Consider the following 21,059-nt stretch of genomic DNA (forward strand, 5'->3'; position numbering starts at 1 on the left):
TTTAACCCTACCGGGGTGCTTTCCCGGAAGGGATGGGCACCCTGCTAATCCAGGAGGCCCTATGCAACAAACATTAAACTTTGATCTATCAGAACAACCCATCCCAGTGCTTTTGCGTGGGGATAAGTGGGATTCTGTTTGGTCAGAACTGACTGATAACGAGGATTTGAACTTCGTTGATGCCAGTAGAGGAACCAGTCTGTCATCGTTGATCACGTCATCGGTTGAGTCCATTCACACGGCCTTAATTGATGGGTGGACCATGATGATCGGCTATTCCAGTGGTAAAGATTCTGAAACGGTCTTGCACCTGTTCCTGATGGCCCTGATCCGGGCTGTAAGGAGTGGGGCGACCATCAGCCAGCACCACTTCATCTTGCACACTGACACACTGATCGAAAGCCCAGAGGTAAGGTGGCTGGCGGATCAGAAACTGGCCGAGCTGGAGCGTTTCATTGCGAAGGAAAACCTTCCTCTGACCATCGTTCTAGCAAAGCCTGGGATCTCGCAGAGTTGGACGGGCCGAATCCTTACTGGGAGGGGGTTGCCTACGTTTTCCAACTCCACGGCCCGCCAGTGTAGCCAGGATTTAAAAATCACCTCTGCCAAAAGAGCGAAGGCAGCTTATATGCGAGAGCTTCCCAAAGAGGTTCGACAGAAAGTCTGCCTTTTGCTGGGCAGTCGTGATGCTGAAAGCACTATTCGTGCGGCCAACATTGCAAAACAGCGAGGAAGCTCAGATCGCGTCATTAAGACGAAAGATGGGGGTGAGCTGTATGTGGTGAAAAACTGGTTGGCGAGTGATGTCTGGGAGTTCTTACTATCCGCTGGCATGGGCTCAGCATATCCTCTGCCAAGTTACTTGGAGAGCAATGTCACTACGGCAGAGCTTTACAAGGCGGCAACAGGGGAGTGCGTGTGGTCGGCAACAGAGAAGAAGGCCAGTGACGCCTGTGGCGCTCGCTTCGGTTGCTGGGCTTGCCAGGCTGTTGGGTTGGATAAGTCAATGGAGACGTTGCTTGCCACGGACCCTGAAAGGCATGGCTATATGTCGGGGCTGAACCGCATCCAGCGCTACTTGGCAAAACGCCGGTACGCATGGGAAGACCGCCATCCCGTAGGTCGAACGATTTACGAGGGCGGATACATCAAAATACAGCCGGACGTTTACAGTCCTGTTTTCCTAGAACGATTGCTTCATGTCTGTTGCAGCATGGACTACATGGAGCAAAAGAGAGCTGATGAGCTGGCATACAAGCTGGCTACTGGTCAAGCAGAGGATAACGACTGGAACCGTCGAATGGCAGAGCCACAATTCCGGATCATATCGGAAGAGGCTTTAGTCCATATCGACTTCATGTGGGCCTTCCATCATTTCAATGATAAGCCTTTCCATGCCCTGGAGATTTACCACAGGGTTTGGTCGATGGGTGATCTGGACTTGCTGGAAGACGAGCCGCAGTGTGAAACCGTTCCTCAGTCACCAATTCCGAAGCCATTGTGGTTGAAGGTTGGTCGCTGGGGCGATGGTTCGCTTTCTGATGGCTTGGCCGATCCGTTAGCGGAAATGGCTTACTTTGACGGCGGGGATGACCCGTTGGCAGCGCAAGTGATCAATACCGCAGACGGAAAGAGAAGGGTGGTTTGCTTCGCAGAAGATGATGAAGTGAAAGTCGATCCCGACTCCGCTGCGTTCATCATCTGGAACGAATACCCGCGACTAAGGGAGTCTGTACTAAAGGGACATTATACGCCCGGTAGTGCAGCGCAGTTCTACCTTCGGTTCGGAGCAATCCAGCTTGCGAAAGGAAAAGGCGCTTTGTATCACCGTATGATGCAAAGAGGTCAAACCTACCACCAGATGGGCCTTACAGGGCTACAGACGATGGAAGGAATCCAACAGCGCAAGGATGTCAAAGTGCTTAGCGATGCTAAGTACAAAGATCTGGTGAAGCGAAAAATCAAGGGAAGACTGGCAACGGTACGCTGGTGGGTCAACTTGCACTTAACGTTCAAGTACCATCTGCACCACCGTACTCCGACGGGGTTGTTCATCGAGAAGCAACTTGACCAGGAAGCAATGGAAGAACAGAAACGGCATCAGGAGCGATGGTTTAACTACGTGACTGACGCGATGCTTTGTTACTCCAGCGCATTCTGTATGAGCGTCATGGAAGGGCGAGAGGGGAGCGGAAACGCCAACATTCGTCGTTACATGGCCGCGACCAGAAGGAAGGCTTATACGGCCCTCTGCGAGCTCTTGGACAATACTGACGCCCAGTGGATGAATGATGTGGTCCAGAGTGCCGTAGGGCAGTATGAGGCGATACAGGCAGCCCTAACCGAAGGTTCCGCGCTTGCTATCTATCTCGACTGGATCAACCTACTGTCAAAACGCCATCCAGCCTCTTTGGAGCGACATGTCAGAACGATGATCAAGGCGGTTCAACGCTTACATCGCCGCGACGACACAGAGTTGCAAAGAGGACAGCAAGGCTTGTCCTTGGCCGCATAAAAAGCCCTCCTTCGGGAGGGCTTTTTCTTTTGCACCCCAAAAGGGCAATTACAGCGTTTTACCCTTTTAGGTGGCTGTCATACTCTTTGTTCATTGTCAGCGCTTGCTGGCTATAACGGTAGCTGGCCCAAAACAGCAATAACCTAACCCCTCGGGAGGAAACCCCTCCTGGGTTCTCTCCCACAAACAAAGGAGAGAAGCATGAGCCTAGACAAGTTAAGTCGGCTGGTGGACCAACAACGAAAGATCCAGGATGAAATCGACAATGAAATCATTCTGGCCGTCAAAGAGGTGTTGGCTACAAACTCAGTCGGTTTAGCCCGTGAGCTTGTTGGGGGTGTCCCGCAAGATCATCCATTCCATCCGTTTTTACTCGCTATAGCTAAGCAGCTTGACCCGAGATAACTAAGTAACCCAACCGGGTACACCAAGGCCCGGTCGGCTTTGGTGTACCTCCAACCAATTTTGGAGGCACTATGTCTAATTCAAATTTCGGCTTTCTAGCTCTGGCCTTGCGCCAACGCCTGATCAAACGCTGGTCACTGATGCACTCTGTTCAACCGGAGTCTGTGTTGGAACACAGCGCTGTTGTTACCCTGCTTTCCTACCTGGCTGGCAATATTGCCATTCAGCAAGGGAAGTCGGTGGATCTGGCAGTCATGCTTGCTCATGCTTCGTTGCATGATGCAGCCGAGGTTCTCTGTTCGGATGTTGTAACACCGGTCAAGAAAGCAAACGCTGTTTTGCAGCGTGAGTTTGAACGACTGGAAAAGGCCGCAGAGGACAAACTCATCCAGACTCTTCCCGAAGAACTCCAGGATGCAGTCGCCATAGCCTTCGCTCCCGGTGGCTATGAACAATCACTGGTTAAGGCCTGTGATACCTACTCCGCTTACATCAAGTGCAAACTTGAGGTGGCCGCAGGTAATGGCCTTGAGTTCCAGGATGCTCTCAGCAAAATGGAACGTGTTGTTGCTCAGGTGAAATCGGACTTCCCGGAAATCGACGCTCTGGACAAATGGTTTGGTAACGGACTCGGCCATTCAGTAGATAAACTGCTGGCAGGGGGTAACGATGACTAATCCAATCCCTGGCGACATCAAGATTAAGGACTTTGGCCGCGACCGGAAATTCCGTTCGGTTGATGAGCTTCAAAGCACTTTGTCAGAACAGTACAAAGGTCAGCATGTCAGCATCGTTTACCCTGCAAAGCCCAGCGGTTTACTCCGCACGGTTTTTGTCAGTGTCGATGATGCTGGTGGCGTGAATCGAACCTATGGGGACCAGTCTCCTGTCGATTTTTCTGCCATCAAAGATGACCTGTATGTACCAAGTGACCTGTAGGAGAGCACTAGCTATGGTGGTGATCATCGTAAACACAGGACACTATGAGTTTATCGGCCTTGGTGAGACCCACGGACAAGCCACAGAAGGGCTTTTGAAACGCTGGGACGAACACTGCGAACGTAATCCGGATGCTGAGTCTGGTTACATGCAGGAGCTGATAGAAGAAGGAAGCGCACAAGTTGTCGAGATGGAGCCCGGCTCCGCCGTAATTTACGGACTTGACGGCTAAGCCTTCTCAACTAACCCACTCGGGCGCATCATCCCGAGAGGGTGTGGTGCGTCCTAACCAAAAGGAATGCACTATGTCTAACTTTGAACAAGCTCTGGAGCGTACTGACGGTAAAACACTGATTCTCAGCAATGGGAGTAAGTGGGCAGGCCAAGACCCGGACAGTATTCAGACTTTACTGGATGTCCTGGGTGACAACGTTCTTGACCCGATGTTTGAGCAGTATCACTGTTATCGCCCATACCCGTTTGAACCAATGGTGAGGACGGGGCGAAATGGCGAAATGTTCCAGCCTTGGCTTGGGGCAGCCTGCTTCTTTGGGAACTTCCTGACTGTCTCTCATGTTTTCAACATCATCACGAAAGATGACGGTGTTGTTGAGGCCTTAACAGAGGCGATCCGGAAGAATATGGCGACTGAACAGTACCAGCAGAATGCCTATGAGCGTTATGCCGGTTGGTTCTACGCTGAAACCAGCGAAGGGTTAAGGCTAGTCTCTCCAAGTGAGGCTGCCGACATCCGAGCTGGCGCAGTTTCAAAGCTGCGTTACCCAAGAAACTTCGAGGTTATGAAAACTGCGGTTCTCAAAGGTCCTCGATTTGATACTGAATTAAGCCGCAAGGCTTCTTAACCCAAACATTAACCCCACGGGGGACATCGGTCCCTGAGGGGATGGTGTCTCCCTCTGAAATTAAGGAGATACCAATGATTAAACAGCATTTTCAAAACGAACTGGTTAAGTGTGGATACCCGGATGATCTGACGATTGAGTACAGTCTCGGATACTGCCAGGGGGATGGCGTAGCCTTCTACGGGGATTTGAGCGTTGATGACGTCAAAGCTCTCATGAATCGCCTATTCAGCACTGAGCCCGGCCAAGTGGATGCTGTCAGCCGCGTGAAGAATGTTGTGGTCAAATTTAAATGGACACTTTGATCGGGTGTTTTCCCCCCGACAAGGAACATGAAGAGATGACCGACAAGACAACCGACACAACCAAGAATCGCCGAACCTTTGATCCAGCGTTCAAGTTACAGGTGGCGCGCATGGTGCGCGAGCAAGGCGTCAGCGTCAGCCAAGTCTGCCGCGAAATGAAGCTGACCGAAAGTGTGGTCCGACGCTGGGTACACCAACTGGATGACGAGTCAGCCGGCAGGCCGGGGATTGGTAAACCGTTAACGGCTGAGCAGCAACGTATTCGAGAACTGGAAGCCGAAGTCAGGCGACTAAAATCAGACAATGAATTATTAAAAAAAGCTTCGGCCTTCTTCGCACGGGAAATAAAGTGATCCACGATGTTGTCACTGAGTTAGCGAAGCAGGCCCCGATCAAGCAGGTCTGTCAGGCGTTGGACATCAGTCGCTCTGGTTACTACGCAGCGCGTCGCAGAGTCAATACACCCAAACCTATTTGCCAGGACAGCGTGCATGCTCAGGCGGTTTTTCTTGCCAGTGGTCGCACCTATGGCAGTCGTCGTTTGAGTGCAGCCCTGCGTGCCCAGGGCCATGATGTTGGACGTCATCGCTGTCGTACCTTGATGAAAGCCTGTGGACTCAAGGCCTGTTGGCGTCGCAAGTTCGCTCATACCACCGATAGCAAACACCATTTGCCGGTGGCAGAGAACGTGCTCAACCGTCAGTTTGAGCCTGAAGCACCCAATACGGCCTGGGTGTGCGATGTGACGTACATTCGGACCGACAGCGGTTGGCTATATCTGGCCGCTGTGCTGGATCTGTATTCACGTCGCATCGTGGGTTGGTCCATGGCACCGACCATGCCTGCACAGCTGGTGTGCGATGCGTTGAGCATGGCTATTTCGGTTCGCCAACCGGCACCGGGTTTATTGGTTCATTCGGACCGGGGCAGTCAATATGCCAGTGCTGAACACCGGCAATTACTTGAAAACCATGGTCTGGTACTCAGCATGAGCCGCAAGGGTAATTGCTGGGACAATGCCGTGATGGAGCGGTTCTTTCTGAATTTGAAAATGGAGCGTGTCTGGCAGACTCGGTATGCCAACCATACAGAAGCCAAACAAGACATCACCGACTACATCGTTAACTTTTATAACAGTACCCGATTGCATTCAAAACTTGGCTACCGATCACCCGCACAGTACGAAACGCTGGCCAGCCCTGCCGCCCAGTTGCCCGCCTGTGCATAACCCTACCATCTGATCGGCGTGTCCAAAAAAACTTGACCACAACAGAACCTGATGGCACAGAAAGACATTGAGAATATGCTTTCTGTCCTCCGCGAATATGGTTCCTGTGACCTGTCCATTACTCGGAATAGTCACGGGCATCACTACAGCCATTGGAACTGCATGAACATCGACGACAACGTGGACTTCACAGGGATCTTCCCTGATGATGATTCCATGATTGGCACCGGCATTGAAGGGATTAACCAGGATATGGTCGAGCGCTGGCAAGACCTCTGGGAACGCTTTGTGCTGGAGCTGGCGGATGATGTAAAAAGTCTTTCCAAGAAGCTCGAAGCGGACGGGTACTCGCTGATCGAGGCCTCTCCATGCGAAGATGAAGTGGTTTGGGAACGGGCCACTGAAAACTACCTGGTGCGTGTTACTGAACTCCCTGAGCGGGATTTCGATATGGGCCACTGGGATGACGAAGTAAGAGACCAAACAATTTGTTCTATCCTGGAAGGGAAAGAGCGAGTGCTTGGCCTACGTGTTGAGGTACTCTCTCGTGAAAACGAGATTGTCCTGGGTGAAGAGAGTCTGCACGGCTTGACCGTTGCCAGTGATGACAAGAGCTACGCTGGCTACAGACGAGAACTTCTCCGGGGAGCTATCCAGCAAACCAGGGACTTTTTCTCTCGCCACCTCAAAGCGGCATAACAAGGCAGGGGGAAACCCCTGCTTTACTTCCCAAGTCTTCTTACTCATGGTGAATACCATCAGTAAGCAGATTTTGTTCTCTTCGGAGAGCGAAAAGTGCGATAGCTGGTCGCCAAAAACAAACAGCAAATTAACGTTAATTTATTAATCCCTGCGGGAGTCTATCTCCTGCTGGAGATACCTCCCGTTATTTCTGGAGGTATCCATGAACAAATTCCAAGACTTTAAGTTGGTTTATCGTCAAGGTGGTCGTCGCTTAGAGCGTGTCTTTACGGACACTCTTTACGCGAATGTGAAGCGTGTCGCTGACTCGTTTCCTCCGACCGTTCTTTGGCGCATTCAGCCAGCGTAAAACTCGGAACCTTAAAGCTCGGCTTTGGCCGTGACCTTTCAATAACCCATGCGGGTACACTTCCCCGCACGGGGTAGGTGTACCCATTAACTTTGGAGTACACCTTATGAACCAAGTAGCTAAATTGGACCTCGCCCAAATCCGTCAACAAGCCATCAATGATGGTCTGCTGGTGGACCAATCTTCCATCGGTAAACAAGCTGGTTTCCTGACCAATGTGGCAGTGACCCCGGCAATTGTCGATGGAGTATTTGGTGCAGATGGTAAGCACTCGGTAGAAGACTTCCTTTTCATGTTTTTGCAGCTTTGTGTTGCTCAAACAAAGGTCGCTTTTACCGACAACAAGAATTGGGGAAAGATTCGTCTTTATTACCCCATGCCCACTGTAGATGGCTTTTTCAAACCCACTGAGGTTGTGATTAAGTCAGATCCTGTAACCGCAGATGTCACAATCATGATGGCCTCGGAAGAGGGCGCTCATTTGTGCTTGTGATATTCACAAAATTCGCCTCCGTTTCGGGGGCGACCTTTTTAAACCCCTCGCCGGGGAGAACTCCCCGGCTGGGGAGCCTCCTTGGCACATTCTCCCGGTGTCGGGGTTTCCTTAAAACCCTGGCGACGGGGGTTTAAGGAAGCCTCGATGCTGGGGTTCACGCTAAGGAGAAAACCTATGTCTTACTACAAAGCTGACACCGTTCGTGAAGCTGCAAACGGAAACTGGCTATTCATCCTGGCGGCCCTAGCGCCCCATCTTGAACCAGCTCTCCGTAAACCTGGTCGTCATGTTTCTTGTCCTATCCACGGCGGGAAAGATGGCTTCCGACTGTTCAAGGATGCCCACCTGACTGGTGGCGGCGTATGCAATACATGCGGTGCCAATCATGATGGTTTTGAGCTGCTGATGTGGCTCAATAACTGGGACTTTAAACAGTGCCTGAGCGAGGTTGGTGATTATCTGGGCGTTGAGAAAGAGCAACCCCAGTATCAACAAGCCGCTGCACCGACACGAGCTCCTGTCCAGGCCAAAGCGCCTGTTCAGCAAGAGCCTATGAAGGTGAATAACAAGGTTCTCGATTCCAAGAATCGTAAAAAATCCATTGCCGGTACTCTGATTGCCCACGGTAAAGCTCCTTATGAGCATAACGAAGACAACGAGCTCAGCTACTTTGCCTTCATCCGTGACAAGAGCGGTTTGGAACGCACCATCTGGGGCGTGGATCTTGAAAGAGCCATTGGTGAAAGTGAAGCCAAGTATGGGGATGAGATCGTCATGACAAACCTCGGGCGCGAGCCTGTAACTGTCGTCGTTGAAGTTAAGGACGAGCAGGGGAATGTTGTGAGAGAACAACCTATGCAAACGCATCGCAACACCTGGCTGGTGGAACGTCGCGGCGCTACGGTAACGCAGTTCCGCGCTCGCTCGAACGGTGGTGTTGAGCCGGTGAGTCACCATGTTGAGTCGGCCCCTGTGGTCAACCGCAAGGTAGAAACTCCGGCACCGCAAGTACAACCTGCGGCCACACAACCGGAAGAGCAAAGCAGCGAAAATAAGCCGAAAGTTGTTCCGATGTTTCGTGAACAACCTAAGCCTTGGTTGCTTGAGCTCCAAGAAGAAATGGAGAAGAGAATGGAGCGCGAACGCGCTTACAGTGCTCGTCTCCGTGAGAAAATCGAGAAGGTATGGAACGAGTGTTTGCCGTTCTCCAGTCATGTGACTGAGCCAATGCGTCTGTACTTCAAAAACCGCGAGCTGCTGTTCAAAGTTGATGAAGTAGAAAAAACAGACTGTCTGCGGTTCAATCCGGCTATGGCCTACTACGACGAAGATGGCAATGAAGTTGGGAAATTCCCGGCTATCGTCTGCGCTATCCGAGATGTGGAAGGCAACCTGGTAACGCTCCACCGCACCTATCTCACCCAAAACGGTAAAAAAGCCAAGGTCGGCAACGCCAAAAAGATGATGCCCATTCCTGACGGTTTGGATGTCAATGGCGCGGCCATCCGCCTCGGTGAACCGACTGAGGGTATCCTGGGTGTTGCAGAAGGGCTGGAAACAGCTCTGTCAGCTTATCGAGTCACTCAAATCCCGGTTTGGTCAACGGTCAATGCCACCCTAATGGAGTCCTTCGAGGTTCCAGAAGGTGTTCACACCGTACTGATCTGGGCTGACAAAGATAAGTCTGTGACTGGGGAGAAGTCAGCGAACGTGCTGAAAGCCAAGCTGGAGAAGCGCGGCATTCGTGTGTACGTCCTGCTGCCTAAGCTCCCGATCCCGCCCAGAGCGAAAGGGATTGACTGGAACGATGTCCTGATGAGTCAGGGAAGCCTCGGTTTCCCGAATGCTCGCTACCTGCGCGATTTCATTGCGAGAAGGAGAGCTGAGTATGGCCGTCATTGATGTCTCGAAGGTTGATACAACGCCTGGTAACGACGCGGTGTGCCCCTTCTCTCCCCCTGAGGGGTGGGAGGGGGACTCTGCGGCCTACGTTGAGCTTATGCGGTCTCGGTATCGTCATCTGATGCACGGCCAGAGAATGATGGTGACAGCCTCCTTCGCAAGAAGGGAGCCTATCCAAGTTACTGGCCCGTTTGCTGATGAAGCGACGAAGATCATTAACTCAATGAAGATGAACAAGGCGAAGCCAACAGCTTTGTCTGCCTAAAACTTTAACCCTGAGGGGGTGTTCATGCCCTCTCAGGCATGATTCGCCTCCTCTTCAACTATGGAGGTAATCATGAAAAAGTTTTTGCGTATTAAGACGTGGTTTGTGCGTCTTTTCTCTCCTGACAAGAAGACTCTGGGAGCTATCGGTGAAGACCTGCGTAAGGTCGCCGTAACAGCCATCGGTGTCGGTATTGTAGGGGTCGTCTCAGAAAACGGAATCTATGGTCACTCCCGTTTTTGCAACACCGATTTTGACGACAAGTTGGCTTGCTTGAATCTATCCGGCGTCTGAATGGGATTTTATTCCCGCGCCTTGATGAGTTCCGCGCCTGATGAACCTCCAGAAAATATACGGCTTCAATGAGCCTTTCCGTTTTACAGGTTCCTCAACAGGCCGGTGGGCCGTTAGTATCATCAATATCAGTATTCGCAAAACCAGATCAGTAATTCTTTAAACCGGTGTATTTCTGCCGTTATGCTACATAAGTTTGCTGTCGTGCCGTTAGGGCCCAGGCTATTCTGGCCAGCTTGTTTTCCAGAGCACAAGTGACGACAAAGTTGCTTTTCCGGCACAGTAAATCCCTGACCCAATCGGCCAATTTGCCAGACTGGTGTTCCAGTTTTTGTATGAATACCCTGGCACATTGAACCAACAAAGTTCGGATCTTTTTATTACCTCGCTTACTAATTCCCAGCAATGTCGTCCTACCTCCCGTGCTGTACTGCCGAGGTACAAGCCCTGTTGCCGCCGCAAAGTCACGGCTGCTGGCGTACTGCTTCCCGTCGCCAATCTCAGTTGAAATAGTACTCGCTGTCAGTGTTCCGACGCAGGGAATGCTCAGCAAGCGCTGTCCAACCTCATCTTCGTCCAACTTTCGTTTCAACTGGGATTCCAAATCTTTAATCTGCTCAACAAGATAGTGATAATGCTGTTGTAATTTCAGCAATAACTGGCTGAGGTAAAGAGGCAAACTATTATCCTCAAGAATGGTACTCAGTCGGCTAATAACGGCAGCTCCTCGGGGAACGCTAATGCCAAATTCCAGCAGAAAAGCATGCATTTGATTGGTTGTTTTTACCTTATCCTGAACCAGGGATTCACGGACACGATGCAGAGCCCGCATTGCCTGCTGAGATTCCGTTCTGGGCTGCACAAAACGCATAGACGGACGCGATGCAGCTTCACAAATAGCTTCGGCGTCGACAAAGTCGTTTTTATTGCTTTTAACGAACGGGCGGACAAATTGTGGTGATATCAGCTTTGGGGAATGCCCCAACTCTTCCAACTTGCGTGCCATAAAGTGAGAACCGCCACAGGCTTCCATTGCGATGGTTGTAGCGGGGCATGTCGCCAAAAATTCGATCAACTTTGGCCGGGTAAATTTTTTACGGTAAACAGCCTTCCCGCGACGATCCTGGCAATGAATATGGAAAGAGTTTTTACCCAGATCGATACCAATGAGCGCAATGTTTTCCATGATAGTTCTCCGAATGAAAGCCTGTCCTCAGCATAGTACCGGGAAGGAGGGAGTGACCATCTCATTAAATAAAGCACGCTAAGCCGGTGGCAGCGGTCGCAATGGCCTAAACTTCCCCGCACCGACCTTGGCGCTGCTGCGCCATAGGTAATCGCCGGTCAGGTTGATGTGCTCCCACCCCAGCGGCGACAGATATTGCAACAATGTGTCGTCCAGCGCCGTGCCGTTGCCACGCAAAGCACTGGTGGCACGCTCCAGATATACCGTGTTCCACAACACGATGGCCGCCGTCACCAGATTGAGGCCGCTGGCCCGGTAGCGCTGCTGCTCAAAACTGCGGTCGCGGATTTCACCCAATCGGTAGAAGAAGACCGCCCTGGCCAGCGCGTTGCGCGCCTCGCCCTTATTCAGCCCCGCATGGACGCGGCGGCGCAGCTCCACGCTTTGCAGCCAATCCAAAATGAACAGCGTGCGCTCGATGCGCCCCAGCTCGCGCAACGCCACGGCCAAGCCGTTCTGGCGCGGGTAGCTGCCGAGTTTGCGCAGCATCAGCGAAGCCGTTACCGTGCCTTGCTTGATGGAGGTGGCCAGCCGCAGAATTTCATCCCAATGGGCGCGTATTTGCTTGATGTTCAGCCTGTCGCTGCTAATCATCGGCTTGAGCGCGTCATAGGCGGCATCGCCCTTGGGGATGAATAGCTTGGTTTCGCCCAAGTCACGGATACGCGGCGCGAAGCGAAATCCCAGCAAATGCATCAAGCCAAACACGTGATCGGTGAAGCCTGCCGTGTCGGTGTAGTGTTCCTCGATGCGCAAGTCCGACTCGTGGTACAGCAGGCCATCAAGCACGTAAGTTGAATCACGAATGCCCACGTTGACCACCTTGGCACTGAAGGGCGCGTACTGGTCGGAGATATGGGTGTAGAAAGTCCGTCCTGGACTGCTTCCATACTTCGGGTTGATATGACCAGTGCTTTCTGCTTTGCTGCCGGTTCTGAAGTTCTGGCCGTCCGACGATGACGTGGTGCCGTCACCCCAGTTGCCGGCGAAGGGTTGCCGAAACTGCGCATTCACCAGCTCGGCCAGCGCCGTCGAATAGGTTTCATCGCGGATGTGCCAGGCTTGCAGCCAAGACAGCTTGGCGTAGGTGGTGCCAGGGCAGGACTCGGCCATTTTGGTCAGACCCAGGTTGATCGCGTCGGCCAGGATCGTCGTCAACAGCAAGGTTTTGTCCTTGGCCGTGTCGCTGGTCTTCAGGTGTGTGAAGTGGCGGGTGAAGCCCGTCCATTCATCGACCTCCATCAGCAACTCGGTGATTTTGAGGTGCGGCAGCAGCATAGCTGTCTGGTCGATCATGGCTTGCGCGGCGTCTGGTACTGCCGCGTCCAGCGGCGTGATCTTCAGGCCTGACGCGGTGGTGATGATGGCATCCGGTAAGTCGTTGGCCGCAGCCATGCGGTTGACTGTGGCGAGTTGCGCCTCCAACAATTCCAACCGGTCATGCAGGTATTGGTCGCAGTCGGTGGCCACTGCCAGCGGCAATTCGCTGGCCAGCTTCAAAGTGGCGAACTTCTCGACCGGCACCAGGTATTCGTCGAAGTCCTTGAACTGGCGAGAACCCTGCACCCAGACATCACCGGAGCGCAGCGCGTTCTTCAGCTCCGACAGGGCGCATAACTCGTAGTAACGCCGGTCGATGCCGTCGTCGGTCAGAACCAGCTTTGCCCAGCGCGGCTTGATGAATGCGGTTGGCGCATCGGCGGGCACCTTGCGCGCGCTGTCGCTGTTCATGCCGCGCAGCATGTCGATGGCATCGAGCACACCCTTGGCGGCGGGCGCAGCCCGCAATTTGAGCACGCCCAGGAACTGCGGCGCGTAGCGGCGTAGCGTGGCATAGCTTTCACCGATGTGGTGCAGGAAATCAAAGTCGGCAGGCCGCGCCAATGTTTGCGCTTCGGTGACGCTGGCGGCGAAGGTGTCCCAGGGCATAACGGCCTCGATGGCGGCGAACGGATCGCTGCCGCTTTGCTTGGCCTCAATCAACGCTTGACCGATGCGCCCATACATCCGCACCTTGTCGTTGATCGCCTTGCCGGAAGCCTGGAACTGCTGCTGATGCTTGTTCTTGGCCGCGTTGAACAGCTTGCCGATGATGCGATCGTGAAGGTCGATGATTTCATCGGTGACGGTGGCCATGCCTTCGATGGCCAGCGCTACCAGCGTGGCATAGCGTCGTTGCACCTCGAACTTTGCCAGATCAGCAGGCGTCATCTGGCCACCTTCACGAGCGATTTTGAGCAGGCGGTTCTGGTGAACCTGCCGCTCGATGCCTGCGGGCAGATCAAGTGCTTGCCAGGATTTCAGGCGCTCAATATGTTCGAGCATGTGGCGAGAGTTCGGTTTGGCAGGCGACTGGCGCAGCCATGCCAGCCACGTCACTTTACTGCCGTCCTTGCGCTTGAGAAGTTCGTCCAGGCGCTGACGGTGGGGTGATAACAAAGAATCGGTCAGCGCCGCGTAAATGCGTCGGTTGGCACGGGTGATGGCCTCGGCGCTTGCGCGCTCGATGGCATTCATGGCGGGCAGGATAATGCTCTGCCGCCGCAGATTCTCGACAAGTGCGCTCGCCAGCACGATGCCTTTGTCGGTCTGCAAGGCCAGCTCGGTCAATGTATGCACGGCTTGCCGATAGTGGCTCATGGTGAAGGGCTTGAACCCAAAAACCGTTTGCAGCTCGACCAAGTGCTCCCGCCGTGTCTGTTCGCGCTGGCCGTACTCGCTCCAACTTTCCACTGGCATCTTGAGTTGCGCGGCCACCATGCGCAACAGGGGCGGAAACGGAGGCTCATCGACGCCCAAAAAGGTGCCAGGGAATCGCAAGTAGCAAAGCTGCACAGCGAAGCCCAATCGATTCGCGGCGCCGCGACGCTGACGGATCACCGACAGGTCGGTTTCGTTGAACGTGTAGTGCCGTATCAGTTCGTCTTTGGCATCTGGCAGTGCCAGCAGGCTTTCGCGCTCGGTGGCGGACAGGATTGAGCGGCGTGGCATGGTCAGTCTTCCCGCAGGTACTGGTACAAGGTTTCGCGGCTGATGCCGAAGTCACGGGCCACCAAGGTTTTTTGGTCGCCTGCCGCAACTCGCCGTTTCAACTCGGCAATTTGTTCGCTGTTCAGCGATTTCTTTCGTCCCCGGTAGGCACCGCGCTGCTTGGCCAGCACGATTCCCTCGCGCTGACGTTCGCGGATCAGGGCGCGCTCGAACTCAGCGAAGGCTCCCATGACCGACAGCATCAGATTGGCCATCGGTGAGTCCTCGCCGGTGAACTTCAGCCCTTCTTTGACGAACTCCATGCGCACGCCCCGTTGTGTCAGCCCTTGGACGATGCGGCGCAGGTCATCAAGGTTGCGTGCCAGCCTGTCCATGCTATGCACCACCACGGTGTCGCCCTCGCGGACGAAGGCCAGCAGCCTTTCCAGCTCGGGACGCTGGGTGTCCTTGCCAGAAGCCTTGTCGGTGAACACCCGCGCCACCTGAACACCCTCCAATTGCCGTTCCGGGTTCTGGTCGAAGCTGCTGACGCGGACATAGCCGATGCGTTGACCTTGCAAGATGCCTCCAAAGGCAAAAGTGTCAGGATGAAATCTATTACCTTTGACGGAATATGTCAATCAATAGGAAATTTAACTCTATTCTGACATCGTTTGCACATGGTGTCGTTTTCAGAAGACGGCTGCACTGAACGTCAGAAGCCGACTGCACTATAGCAGCGGAGGGGTTGGATCCATCAGGCAACGACGGGCTGCTGCCGGCCATCAGCGGACGCAGGGAGGACTTTCCGCAACCGGCCGTTCGATGCGGCACCGATGGCCTTCGCGCAGGGGTAGTGAATCCGCCAGGATTGACTTGCGCTGCCCTACCTCTCACTAGTGAGGGGCGGCAGCGCATCAAGCGGTGAGCGCACTCCGGCACCGCCAACTTTCAGCACATGCGTGTAAATCATCGTCGTAGAGACGTCGGAATGGCCGAGCAGATCCTGCACGGTTCGAATGTCGTAACCGCTGCGGAGCAAGGCCGTCGCGAACGAGTGGCGGAGGGTGTGCGGTGTGGCGGGCTTCGTGATGCCTGCTTGTTCTACGGCACGTTTGAAGGCGCGCTGAAAGGTCTGGTCATACATGTGATGGCGACGCACGACACCGCTCCGTGGATCGGTCGAATGCGTGTGCTGCGCAAAAACCCAGAACCACGGCCAGGAATGCCCGGCGCGCGGATACTTCCGCTCAAGGGCGTCGGGAAGCGCAACGCCGCTGCGGCCCTCGGCCTGGTCCTTCAGCCACCATGCCCGTGCACGCGACAGCTGCTCGCGCAGGCTGGGTGCCAAGCTCTCGGGTAACATCAAGGCCCGATCCTTGGAGCCCTTGCCCTCCCGCACGATGATCGTGCCGTGATCGAAATCCAGATCCTTGACCCGCAGTTGCAAACCCTCACTGATCCGCATGCCCGTTCCATACAGAAGCTGGGCGAACAAACGATGCTCGCCTTCCAGAAAACCGAGGATGCGAACCACTTCATCCGGGGTCAGCACCACCGGCAAGCGCCGCGACGGCCGAGGTCTTCCGATCTCCTGAAGCCAGGGCAGATCCGTGCACAGCACCTTGCCGTAGAAGAACAGCAAGGCCGCCAATGCCTGACGATGCGTGGAGACCGAAACCTTGCGCTCGTTCGCCAGCCAGGACAGAAATGCCTCGACTTCGCTGCTGCCCAAGGTTGCCGGGTGACGCACACCGTGGAAACGGATGAAGGCACGAACCCAGTGGACATAAGCCTGTTCGGTTCGTAAACTGTAATGCAAGTAGCGTATGCGCTCACGCAACTGGTCCAGAACCTTGACCGAACGCAGCGGTGGTAACGGCGCAGTGGCGGTTTTCATGGCTTGTTATGACTGTTTTTTTGTACAGTCTATGCCTCGGGCATCCAAGCAGCAAGCGCGTTACGCCGTGGGTCGATGTTTGATGTTATGGAGCAGCAACGATGTTACGCAGCAGGGCAGTCGCCCTAAAACAAAGTTAACCCAGGATGAGAACCTTGAAAGTATCATTGATGGCTGCGAAAGCGAAAAACGGCGTGATTGGTTGCGGTCCAGACATACCCTGGTCCGCGAAAGGGGAGCAGCTACTTTTTAAAGCATTGACCTACAATCAGTGGCTTCTGGTGGGTCGCAAGACGTTTGAATCTATGGGCGCACTCCCCAATAGGAAATACGCGGTCGTTACCCGCTCAGGTTGGACATCAAATGATGACAATGTAGTTGTATTTCAGTCAATCGAAGAGGCCATGGACAGGCTAGCTGAATTCACCGGTCACGTTATAGTGTCTGGTGGCGGAGAAATTTACCGAGAAACATTACCCATGGCCTCTACGCTCCACTTATCGACGATCGACATCGAGCCAGAGGGGGATGTTTTCTTCCCGAGTATTCCAAATACCTTCGAAGTTGTTTTTGAGCAACACTTTACTTCAAACATTAACTATTGCTATCAAATTTGGAAAAAGGGTTAACAAAGCTATGCAATCGACGGCAAAAAGCTTCGTTCGCTTCGCGCACTACGCCTTTTCCGCGATTGATAGCGACGTTATGCAGCCAAATCCCAACAATTAAGGGTCTTAAAATGGTAAAAGATTGGATTCCCATCTCTCATGATAATTACAAGCAGGTGCAAGGACCGTTCTATCATGGAACCAAAGCCAATTTGGCGATTGGTGACTTGCTAACCACAGGGTTCATCTCTCATTTCGAGGACGGTCGTATTCTTAAGCACATCTACTTTTCAGCCTTGATGGAGCCAGCAGTTTGGGGAGCTGAACTTGCTATGTCACTGTCTGGCCTCGAGGGTCGCGGCTACATATACATAGTTGAGCCAACAGGACCGTTCGAAGACGATCCGAATCTTACGAACAAAAAATTTCCCGGTAATCCAACACAGTCCTATAGAACCTGCGAACCCTTGAGAATTGTTGGCGTTGTTGAAGACTGGGAGGGGCATCCTGTTGAATTAATAAGGGGAATGTTGGATTCGTTAGAGGACTTAAAGCGCCGTGGTTTACACGTCATTGAAGACTAGTCCTTTGCATAACAAAGCCATCAAACCGGACGCCAGAGATTCCGCGCCTGTTGCGCATGGCTTCGCCATTTTATGCGCAATAGGCGCGCCACCCGGCACTGTTGCAAAGTTAGCGATGAGGCAGCCTTTTGTCTTATTCAAAGGCCTTACATTTCAAAAACTCTGCTTACCAGGCGCATTTCGCCCAGGGGATCACCATAATAAAATGCTGAGGCCTGGCCTTTGCGTAGTGCACGCATCACCTCAATACCTTTGATGGTGGCGTAAGCCGTCTTCATGGATTTAAATCCCAGCGTGGCGCCGATTATCCGTTTCAGTTTGCCATGATCGCATTCAATCACGTTGTTCCGGTACTTAATCTGTCGGTGTTCAACGTCAGACGGGCACCGGCCTTCGCGTTTGAGCAGAGCAAGCGCGCGACCATAGGCGGGCGCTTTATCCGTGTTGATGAATCGCGGGATCTGCCACTTCTTCACGTTGTTGAGGATTTTACCCAGAAACCGGTATGCAGCTTTGCTGTTACGACGGGAGGAGAGATAAAAATCGACAGTGCGGCCCCGGCTGTCGACGGCCCGGTACAGATACGCCCAGCGGCCATTGACCTTCACGTAGGTTTCATCCATGTGCCACGGGCAAAGATCGGAAGGGTTACGCCAGTACCAGCGCAGCCGTTTTTCCATTTCAGGCGCATAACGCTGAACCCAGCGGTAAATCGTGGAGTGATCGACATTCACTCCGCGTTCAGCCAGCATCTCCTGCAGCTCACGGTAACTGATGCCGTATTTGCAGTACCAGCGTACGGCCCACAGAATGATGTCACGCTGAAAATGCCGGCCTTTGAATGGGTTCATGTGCAGCTCCATCAGCAAAAGGGGATGATAAGTTTATCACCACCGACTATTTGCAACAGTGCCCGCCACCCTGTCGCCGTTTATGGCGGCGTTGGGCGCACAATAAGGCTCCTCGCAGAGTTGCTTGAAAGTTGTTACGATTCAAATTCAATCATGAGATAGTCAGCAGATGAGCACTTCCAAGAACGCAGACAAGTAAGCCGCAGCAACCTTCATTTTTCGGTTGTTGCGGCGTTCTCATGAATCCTTTTGCTCTACGGGAGCGCCGCCAAATCCTTTGTTCAAGGAGATGGTTTCGTGCGCTCAAAAAACTTTAGTTGGCGGTACTCCCTTGCCGCCACGGTGTTGTTGTTATCACCGTTCGATTTATTGGCATCACTCGGCATGGACATGTACTTGCCAGCAGTGCCGTTTATGCCAAACGCGCTTGGTACGACAGCGAGCACAATTCAGCTTACGCTGACAACGTACTTGGTCATGATTGGTGCCGGTCAGCTCTTGTTTGGACCGCTATCGGACCGACTGGGGCGCCGCCCCGTTCTACTGGGAGGTGGCCTCGCCTACGTTGTGGCGTCAATGGGCCTCGCTCTTACGTCATCGGCTGAAGTCTTTCTGGGGCTTCGGATTCTTCAGGCTTGTGGTGCCTCGGCGTGCCTTGTTTCCACATTTGCAACAGTACGTGACATTTACGCAGGTCGCGAGGAAAGTAATGTCATTTACGGCATACTCGGATCCATGCTGGCCATGGTCCCGGCGGTAGGCCCATTGCTCGGAGCGCTCGTCGACATGTGGCTTGGGTGGCGGGCTATCTTTGCGTTTCTAGGTTTGGGCATGATCGCTGCATCTGCAGCAGCGTGGCGATTCTGGCCTGAAACCCGGGTGCAACGAGTTGCGGGCTTGCAATGGTCGCAGCTGCTACTCCCCGTTAAGTGCCTGAACTTCTGGTTGTACACGTTGTGTTACGCCGCTGGAATGGGTAGCTTCTTCGTCTTTTTCTCCATTGCGCCCGGACTAATGATGGGCAGGCAAGGTGTGTCTCAGCTTGGCTTCAGCCTGCTGTTCGCCACAGTGGCAATTGCCATGGTGTTTACGGCTCGTTTTATGGGGCGTGTGATACCCAAGTGGGGCAGCCCAAGTGTCTTGCGAATGGGAATGGGATGCCTGATAGCTGGAGCAGTATTGCTTGCCATCACCGAAATATGGGCTTCGCAGTCCGTGTTAGGCTTTATTGCTCCAATGTGGCTAGTGGGTATTGGTGTCGCCACAGCGGTATCTGTGTCGCCCAATGGCGCTCTTCGAGGATTCGACCATGTTGCTGGAACGGTCACGGCAGTCTACTTCTGCTTGGGCGGTGTACTGCTAGGAAGCATCGGAACGTTGATCATTTCGCTGTTGCCGCGCAACACGGCTTGGCCGGTTGTCGTGTACTGTTTGACCCTTGCAACAGTCGTGCTCGGTCTGTCTTGTGTTTCCCGAGTGAAGGGCTCTCGCGGCCAGGGGGAGCATGATGTGGTCGCGCTACAAAGTGCGGAAAGTACATCAAATCCCAATCGTTGAGAGAATGTGGCAAGCTATCGCCCAACAAATCGCTGCAGCCGACCCAAAACCGCTACGCGGTTTCGGTCGGCTGAGCTCAGGCGTTAGGCCTCGCCGAAGCGAAAGATCGCTACTTGAAGTGTTGACGCCTTTGTTTTAAAGTTTCGCGTCTATCTTTCTGATTTTGTTAAAAAATCAGACTTTGATTAATCATGTTAGACGTCAGAGGTATTTTGACTTAAACGCCTCTGAGGTCGAATTAACGTTAGCCACCAAGAAGGTGCCATGAAAACATTTGCCGCATATGTAATTATCGCGTGTCTTTCGAGTACGGCATTAGCTGGTTCAATTACAGAAAATACGTCTTGGAACAAAGAGTTCTCTGCCGAAGCCGTCAATGGTGTCTTCGTGCTTTGTAAAAGTAGCAGTAAATCCTGCGCTACCAATGACTTAGCTCGTGCATCAAAGGAATATCTTCCAGCATCAACATTTAAGATCCCCAACGCAATTATCGGCCTAGAAACTGGTGTCATAAAGAATGAGCATCAGGTTTTCAAATGGGACGGAAAGCCAAGAGCCATGAAGCAATGGGAAAGAGACTTGACCTTAAGAGGGGCAATACAAGTTTCAGCTGTTCCCGTATTTCAACAAATCGCCAGAGAAGTTGGCGAAGTAAGAATGCAGAAATACCTTAAAAAATTTTCCTATGGCAACCAGAATATCAGTGGTGGCATTGACAAATTCTGGTTGGAAGGCCAGCTTAGAATTTCCGCAGTTAATCAAGTGGAGTTTCTAGAGTCTCTATATTTAAATAAATTGTCAGCATCTAAAGAAAACCAGCTAATAGTAAAAGAGGCTTTGGTAACGGAGGCGGCACCTGAATATCTAGTGCATTCAAAAACTGGTTTTTCTGGTGTGGGAACTGAGTCAAATCCTGGTGTCGCATGGTGGGTTGGGTGGGTTGAGAAGGAGACAGAGGTTTACTTTTTCGCCTTTAACATGGATATAGACAACGAAAGTAAGTTGCCGCTAAGAAAATCCATTCCCACCAAAATCATGGAAAGTGAGGGCATCATTGGTGGCTAAAACAAAGTTAAACAT

20 protein-coding genes and 2 pseudogenes are annotated in these 21,059 nt (G+C 53.0%); 17 read left to right on the plus strand and 5 right to left on the minus strand.

Annotated features, from left to right (window positions below):
• Positions 1-61 precede the first annotated feature (61 nt).
• The 13 genes and pseudogenes from JY391_RS23080 to JY391_RS23140 all read left to right on the plus strand — a co-directional run bounded on the left by JY391_RS23080 (position 62) and on the right by JY391_RS23140 (position 10,263).
• The gene (locus JY391_RS23080) at positions 62-2,515 is read left to right on the plus strand and encodes an adenine nucleotide alpha hydrolase family protein (RefSeq protein ID WP_001187969.1); all 2,454 of its coding nucleotides are present in this window, start codon (positions 62-64) and stop codon (positions 2,513-2,515) included.
• 201 nt (positions 2,516-2,716) lie between these two features.
• A complete protein-coding gene (locus JY391_RS23085) occupies positions 2,717-2,920 on the plus strand; it encodes a hypothetical protein (RefSeq protein WP_000050847.1) in 204 nt (67 codons plus the stop codon).
• A 71-nt stretch (positions 2,921-2,991) separates the two neighbouring features.
• Positions 2,992-3,597: a 5'-deoxynucleotidase gene (yfbR, locus tag JY391_RS23090; RefSeq protein ID WP_000071870.1), complete on the plus strand. Its 606-nt coding sequence runs from the start codon at positions 2,992-2,994 to the stop codon at positions 3,595-3,597.
• The gene (locus JY391_RS23095; protein WP_000184110.1) at positions 3,590-3,859 is read left to right on the plus strand and encodes a hypothetical protein; all 270 of its coding nucleotides are present in this window, start codon (positions 3,590-3,592) and stop codon (positions 3,857-3,859) included. The genes yfbR and JY391_RS23095 overlap by 8 nt, the downstream gene beginning before the upstream one ends.
• Before the next feature lie 13 nt (positions 3,860-3,872).
• Positions 3,873-4,091 (plus strand): hypothetical protein, encoded by a 219-nt coding sequence (locus tag JY391_RS23100; protein WP_000260293.1) that lies wholly within the window; start codon positions 3,873-3,875, stop codon positions 4,089-4,091.
• Positions 4,092-4,164: 73 nt separating this feature from the next.
• Positions 4,165-4,722 carry a hypothetical protein gene (locus JY391_RS23105; RefSeq protein WP_000064432.1) on the plus strand — a complete coding sequence of 186 codons (558 nt, stop codon included), beginning with the start codon at positions 4,165-4,167 and terminating at the stop codon, positions 4,720-4,722.
• A 74-nt stretch (positions 4,723-4,796) separates the two neighbouring features.
• A pseudogene (locus tag JY391_RS23110) lies at positions 4,797-5,009 on the plus strand (hypothetical protein); the annotation flags it as partial.
• Between the two features lie 53 nt (positions 5,010-5,062).
• Positions 5,063-6,255 (plus strand): IS3-like element ISKpn18 family transposase gene (locus JY391_RS23115; RefSeq protein ID WP_085955245.1). Its coding sequence is split into 2 segments (ribosomal slippage): positions 5,063-5,339 and positions 5,339-6,255, totalling 1,194 coding nucleotides; the frame shifts between segments, so codons are not numbered across the junction.
• Between the two features lie 42 nt (positions 6,256-6,297).
• A pseudogene (locus JY391_RS23120) lies at positions 6,298-6,954 on the plus strand (hypothetical protein); the annotation flags it as partial.
• Between the two features lie 458 nt (positions 6,955-7,412).
• Positions 7,413-7,799 carry a hypothetical protein gene (locus JY391_RS23125; RefSeq protein ID WP_001077336.1) on the plus strand — a complete coding sequence of 129 codons (387 nt, stop codon included), beginning with the start codon at positions 7,413-7,415 and terminating at the stop codon, positions 7,797-7,799.
• Between the two features lie 177 nt (positions 7,800-7,976).
• Positions 7,977-9,704: a DUF7146 domain-containing protein gene (locus JY391_RS23130; RefSeq protein WP_000122922.1), complete on the plus strand. Its 1,728-nt coding sequence runs from the start codon at positions 7,977-7,979 to the stop codon at positions 9,702-9,704.
• Positions 9,691-9,969, plus strand: coding sequence for a hypothetical protein (locus tag JY391_RS23135; RefSeq protein ID WP_000268337.1), 279 nt, complete (start codon positions 9,691-9,693; stop codon positions 9,967-9,969). Before JY391_RS23130 ends, JY391_RS23135 begins: the two co-directional genes overlap by 14 nt.
• A 72-nt stretch (positions 9,970-10,041) precedes the next feature.
• Entirely contained in the window at positions 10,042-10,263 is a 222-nt protein-coding gene (locus JY391_RS23140; protein WP_000714163.1) for a hypothetical protein, read from the plus strand.
• 181 nt (positions 10,264-10,444) lie between these two features.
• Here JY391_RS23140 and JY391_RS23145 read toward each other — a convergent pair whose 3' ends face one another.
• The 4 genes from JY391_RS23145 to intI1 all read right to left on the minus strand — a co-directional run bounded on the left by JY391_RS23145 (position 10,445) and on the right by intI1 (position 16,379).
• Positions 10,445-11,449, minus strand: coding sequence for an IS110-like element IS4321 family transposase (locus JY391_RS23145; RefSeq protein ID WP_020442388.1), 1,005 nt, complete (start codon positions 11,447-11,449; stop codon positions 10,445-10,447).
• Between the two features lie 78 nt (positions 11,450-11,527).
• Positions 11,528-14,500: a Tn3 family transposase gene (locus tag JY391_RS23150; protein ID WP_001138073.1), complete on the minus strand. Its 2,973-nt coding sequence runs from the start codon at positions 14,498-14,500 to the stop codon at positions 11,528-11,530.
• A 2-nt stretch (positions 14,501-14,502) separates the two neighbouring features.
• Positions 14,503-15,060, minus strand: coding sequence for a recombinase family protein (locus tag JY391_RS23155; protein WP_001162012.1), 558 nt, complete (start codon positions 15,058-15,060; stop codon positions 14,503-14,505).
• 305 nt (positions 15,061-15,365) lie between these two features.
• The gene (gene intI1, locus JY391_RS23160; RefSeq protein ID WP_000845048.1) at positions 15,366-16,379 is read right to left on the minus strand and encodes a class 1 integron integrase IntI1; all 1,014 of its coding nucleotides are present in this window, start codon (positions 16,377-16,379) and stop codon (positions 15,366-15,368) included.
• Positions 16,380-16,534: 155 nt separating this feature from the next.
• Between intI1 and dfrA14 the strand changes: the two genes are divergently transcribed.
• Both dfrA14 and JY391_RS23170 read left to right on the plus strand, forming a co-directional pair.
• Positions 16,535-17,008: a trimethoprim-resistant dihydrofolate reductase DfrA14 gene (gene dfrA14 / locus JY391_RS23165; RefSeq protein WP_004201280.1), complete on the plus strand. Its 474-nt coding sequence runs from the start codon at positions 16,535-16,537 to the stop codon at positions 17,006-17,008.
• 110 nt (positions 17,009-17,118) lie between these two features.
• Positions 17,119-17,571, plus strand: a complete 453-nt coding sequence (locus JY391_RS23170; RefSeq protein WP_000237816.1) for an NAD(+)--rifampin ADP-ribosyltransferase Arr-2 — start codon at positions 17,119-17,121, stop codon at positions 17,569-17,571.
• Positions 17,572-17,717: 146 nt separating this feature from the next.
• On the opposite strand, the gene JY391_RS23175 is transcribed toward JY391_RS23170, so the two are convergent.
• Entirely contained in the window at positions 17,718-18,422 is a 705-nt protein-coding gene (locus tag JY391_RS23175; protein ID WP_001067855.1) for an IS6-like element IS26 family transposase, read from the minus strand.
• A 297-nt stretch (positions 18,423-18,719) separates the two neighbouring features.
• Here JY391_RS23175 and JY391_RS23180 point away from each other — a divergent pair, with 297 nt between their 5' ends.
• Together JY391_RS23180 and JY391_RS23185 are read left to right on the plus strand one after the other, a co-directional pair.
• On the plus strand, positions 18,720-19,979 hold the full coding sequence (locus JY391_RS23180; RefSeq protein WP_012300772.1) for a chloramphenicol efflux MFS transporter CmlA5: 1,260 nt from the start codon (positions 18,720-18,722) through the stop codon (positions 19,977-19,979).
• A gap of 264 nt (positions 19,980-20,243) precedes the next feature.
• The gene (locus JY391_RS23185; protein ID WP_000846390.1) at positions 20,244-21,044 is read left to right on the plus strand and encodes an oxacillin-hydrolyzing class D beta-lactamase OXA-10; all 801 of its coding nucleotides are present in this window, start codon (positions 20,244-20,246) and stop codon (positions 21,042-21,044) included.
• Positions 21,045-21,059 lie beyond the last annotated feature (15 nt).

This window comes from Citrobacter sedlakii (genome assembly GCF_018128425.1).
Lineage (GTDB): Bacteria > Pseudomonadota > Gammaproteobacteria > Enterobacterales > Enterobacteriaceae > Citrobacter_A > Citrobacter_A sedlakii.